Annotated in this window: 1 protein-coding gene; it reads left to right on the top strand. The window is 65.3% G+C overall.

Annotation, left to right across the window (positions count from 1 at the left end; genetic code table 11):
* A partial coding sequence (locus NK214_RS24600) for a hypothetical protein (protein WP_253315768.1) occupies positions 1-4,880 on the top strand: 4,880 nt, incomplete at both ends.

Here is a 4,880-nt window from a genome sequence, read left to right as displayed (position 1 = left end):
AGGGGCTGAAGCAGAGCACGGTGTACCAATACGACGGCCAGGGCAATGTGGTGTCCAAGACCGACGCGATGGGCAAAACCGCCTACTACATCTACGACGACAATGACCGCTTGCGTTACAGCCTCAATGTGCAAGGTCTGATGACGGAAACGGTGTACGACGCGGCGGGGCAGGCGGTGCAAAGCCGACGCTACGCGACACCGGTATCGGTGTATGGCCTGAGCTCCACGCTGACGGCGGCTGAACTGGCGGGGCGGTTGATAACCCATGAGAAAGACCAGAGCACGCGCACGGTGTACGACGCGGCGGGCCGTCCGAGCCTGAGCATCGATGAGGCGGGCTATGTGACCGAGCGGCGTTACGACGCGGCGGGGCGGGTGACGGACACCATACGCTACGCCAAGAGCCTGGCGCAGATGGGGCTGTCGGCGGAACGCCTGCAAGACCGCGCCCAGGCCAACCTGCTGCGCAACAGCCTGTTCGAAGCCTCGGCGCCGGGCAAGGTGGCGAACTGGGGCTATGGCGCGTGGAACGCTGACGCCGAAGTGGGCGGCAATCTGAATGCCGACTGGCGGATAGCGGAGGGCCTGGCCGGCGAGAACACCGTCTACTTGCACCAGACCGGTCGCCATCCGCAAGACGCTTACCAGGAACTGGTGCAAAGCGTGCCGGTGCAAGCCGGACGTCGCTACGCCTTCTCGGTGTACACCGGCGCGCATCGGGCGAATACGAGCGTGCACATCGTGTGGTTCAACGCGGCGGGTCAGGCGCTGGGCGCCACATCGGAGCAGTCGGGCGCGCATCGCAACACCCCGGCGGACAACTTGCCGGGCGGTCCGGCGCTGAAGGGTTACAAGCGGACGGTGGCGGACGGCGTGGCGCCGGACGGCGCGGTGCGAGGCGTGGCGACGCTGCGCAAAACCAATACCGCGGTGGGCGAGAACGACTCCTGGCTGTTTGCGACGCGGGCGCAGTTTGAAGAACTGGCGCTGGACGCCTCGGGACCCAGCGACTGGAAGCCGGCATTGGTGGCCGATGCGGCCGACCAGCACAGCCGCAGTTTCTACGACGCAGCCGGACGACCCAGCCTCAGCGTCGACGCGCAGGGCTATGTGACCGAGCGCCGCTACGACGCGGCGGGCAATGTCACCGATACCCTACGCTATGCCAAGAACCTGGCGCAGATGGGGCTGTCGGCGGAAAGCCTGCAAGGCCGCGCCCAGGCCAACCTGCTGCGCAACAGCCTGTTCGAAGCCTCGGCGCCGGGCAAGGTGGCGAACTGGGGCTATGGCGCGTGGAACGCTGACGCCGAAGTGGGCGGCAATCTGAATGCCGACTGGCGGATAGCGGAGGGCCTGGCCGGCGAGAACACCGTCTACTTGCACCAGACCGGTCGCCATCCGCAAGACGCTTACCAGGAACTGGTGCAAAGCGTGCCGGTGCAAGCCGGACGTCGCTACGCCTTCTCGGTGTACACCGGCGCGCATCGGGCGAATACGAGCGTGCACATCGTGTGGTTCAACGCGGCGGGTCAGGCGCTGGGCGCCACATCGGAGCAGTCGGGCGCGCATCGCAACACCCCGGCGGACAACTTGCCGGGCGGTCCGGCGCTGAAGGGTTACAAGCGGACGGTGGCGGACGGCGTGGCGCCGGACGGCGCGGTGCGAGGCGTGGCGACGCTGCGCAAAACCAATACCGCGGTGGGCGAGAACGACTCCTGGCTGTTTGCGACGCGGGCGCAGTTTGAAGAACTGGCGCTGGACGCCTCGGGACCCAGCGACTGGAAGCCGGCATTGGTGACCGACGCGGCCGACCAAGTCACCCACCAAAGCTACGATGCCGCCGGCCGCCTGATCCAGGAAACCCGCGGCGACGGCGGCAAGCTGGCCGCCGCCACCCGCTATCAACTGGACGCCCAAGGCAATCGCATTGCCGAAACCGACGCGGGCGGCCACACCACCCGCCGCGACTACGACCTGCTCGGCCGGCTGATCCGCGAAACCGACGCGCTGGGCGGCGTCACCGTCACCGAATACGACGCCTTCGGCAAGGCCATCAAGATCACCGACCCGCGCGGCTACAGCGGTTACAACTATTACGACGCGCTCGGCCGCCAGACCCTGCACATCGATCCCGAAGGCTACGCCACCGCCACCGAGTACGACGCGCTGGGCCAGACCACCCGCATCACCCGCTACGCCCAGCGCGTCGACACCGCCGCGCTCAAACCCGGCCTGACGCCGACCCTGATCGTCGATGCCCAGCGCGACGCGGTGACCCGGATCGAACACGATGCGCTGGGACGGCAGACCCGCATCTTCGACGCCGAAGGCGGCGTCGAGCGGATGGCTTATGATGCCTTTAGCAACAAGTTGAAATACTTCAGTAAACTGGGCGGAATCTACCACTACGTCTACGACGCGCAGGGTCGGGTACTCAAAGAGATCAGTCCGTCGGGCATCGTCAAACGCTTCGAATACGACGGCTTCGGCAACCGCACGCTGCAAGTGGAAGCCGAAGGCAAGCCGGAACAGCGCACCACCCGCTACCAATACGACGCCAACAACCGGCTGATCCGCCAGACCAGCGACGCGCTGCCGATCTACACCCTGGACGGCGGCGAAGCCACGGTCAGCCCCAGCCAAAGCTGGCGCTACGACGCCGCCGGCCGGCAGATCGAATTCACCGACGCCAACGGCAAAATCACCCGCAGCCGCTACGACGCGCTGGGGCGCAAGGTGGCGGAGCGCAACGGCGACGGCGTGCTCCGCGAATGGGACTACGACGCGGCGGGCAATGTCCTCGTCCTGCGCGTCTACGCCAGCCCAGTGGGCCTGCCGGCGGACGGCGGCGTGCCGGCGCCGGCGAATGCCGACGTCCGCGAAACCCGCTACGTCTACGACGGCAACAACCGCCTGATCGAAACCCGCCTGCCGGCGCAAAACGTCGGCCAGGGCGATGCGGCCAGCGGCCAGTACACCGTGGCGACCCAAGACCTGATCAGCCGCCAGCGCTACGACGCCAACGGCAACCTGATGGAAAGCATTGACGCCCGCGGCGGCAGCCAACGTCACTACTACGACCGCGCCGGCCGCAAACTGCTGAGCGTCGACGCCGCCGGCTACGTCACCGCCTGGGACTACGACGCCGCCGGCCGGGCCATCCGCGAAACCCGCTACGCCAGCGCCCTGAGCGGCGCTTACGACAGCGCCACCCCGTTGGACACGCTGCGTCAGCAACTCAAGCCCCACGCCGACGATCGCGTGCGCGAAACCGACTACGACCGGATGGGCCGCATCAGCGTCGAGCGCAGCCTCGGCGTCCAGATAGCCAGCGCCGACGGCCAAAGCCAGAACGTGGTCACTGCGACCACCCGCTACCAGTACAACGCGCTGGGCAAGGTGACGCAAAAGACCGACGCCGCCGGCCAGGTCACCGACTGGCGTTACGACGCGCAAGGCCGGGAAACCCGACGTCAGGACGCCGCCTATACCGACTACGAAGGCCGCAGCGTGCGGCCGACCAGCGACAGCGAATACAACGGCCTGGACCAGCTCAGCCGCCAGATTCGCCGCGGCCTGGACGAGGCCAGCGAAGCCGACGACCAGATCGTGCGCTATCAATACGGCGCCGGCGGCCGGCTACTGAGCCAGACCGACGCGATGGGCAATGGCATCCGTTACGACTACGACGCCGCCGGTCAACTGACCCGCAGCCAGCGGGCGCGGCGCCAGGCCGACGGCAGCGAAGTCAACGACGTGACCGGCTACCGCTACGACGCGGCCGGCCGCCAGACCGAAAGACGCGACCAGGCGACCGGCATGCGCTTTGAAACGCGTTACAACGCCTACGGCGAGATCGTGGGCAAACGCACCAGCGCCGATGGTCAGGGCGCGTGGCAGGAGTTCGCCGACTACGATGGCGCCGGCCGGGTGTTTCGTCGCAACGAAGGCGGGGTGACGCGCGCCTATTTGTACGACGCCAACGGCAACGCCACGCTGCAGATCGAATCGGAGAGCGTGGACCTGCGGCAATTGAGCCGTGATCAGATCCTGGCGGCGATCAACCGGCCGGACAGCGGGCTGCGGTTGACGATCAGCGAATACGACGGCCGCAACCAACGGGTACAGACCAAACAGCCGAAGATGGTGAACGCGCGGGACCAGGCCTTGGTGCAGGCGGAGCGCTGGGTGAGCGCGGTGCCGCAGGAGGGCAGCGGCGGGGTGGTGACGGCGGGGTCTACGAAGGCGCCTGGCGTGGCGGTGGAGAAGAACCCGCTGGCGGGGGGGGCCTCAAATGCTAATTTACCAATGGGGGGAAGTATTTCTTTGACCCCGGATTTTATGTTTGAGCCGCTAGAGTATTCTAACTCGGAGTTTGAGGGGGGGCGTAGTAGTAGGGGAGGATCTGAATATAAAGCCTACCTTACAAGTATTAGTTTGAATGCTAATTTGCCGAATTTGAGCGCGTATGGAGATGGAGCATATGAAGTTGAGTTGACTCTAGGAGAGGACTATGGAAAACCACAAACAGATACCATACAGGTAGACGCTAATGGTAAAGGGGTAAGGCAGGCCGGGTTCTGGCTTCAATTCCAGTGGGGGGGGCCATATCCGACTAGAATGCCGAGTTTCAAATTCAGAGTAAATGTCTATAAGCAAGTCGGTGGTACTCGGCAGAAGTTACCGCTATATAGCAGTTCGGGAGTGCTTCCAGCTGTGGATCTGAGAAATCTGGCTCCCGTAGTTGTATCGGGCTCTTTTGGAGGGAGGGACTTACTGTTTAAAGCGCAGCCCACTGACACCACCCAGATGCTGCTCTACACCCGCCCGGCGGGCAGCAATGCCGGCTGGCAGTACGTCTATGTGCCGCAACTCAAG

The organism is Chromobacterium sp. S0633 (assembly GCF_024158805.1).
Lineage (GTDB): Bacteria > Pseudomonadota > Gammaproteobacteria > Burkholderiales > Chromobacteriaceae > Chromobacterium.
This window is presented reverse-complemented; position numbering and strand designations above follow the sequence as displayed.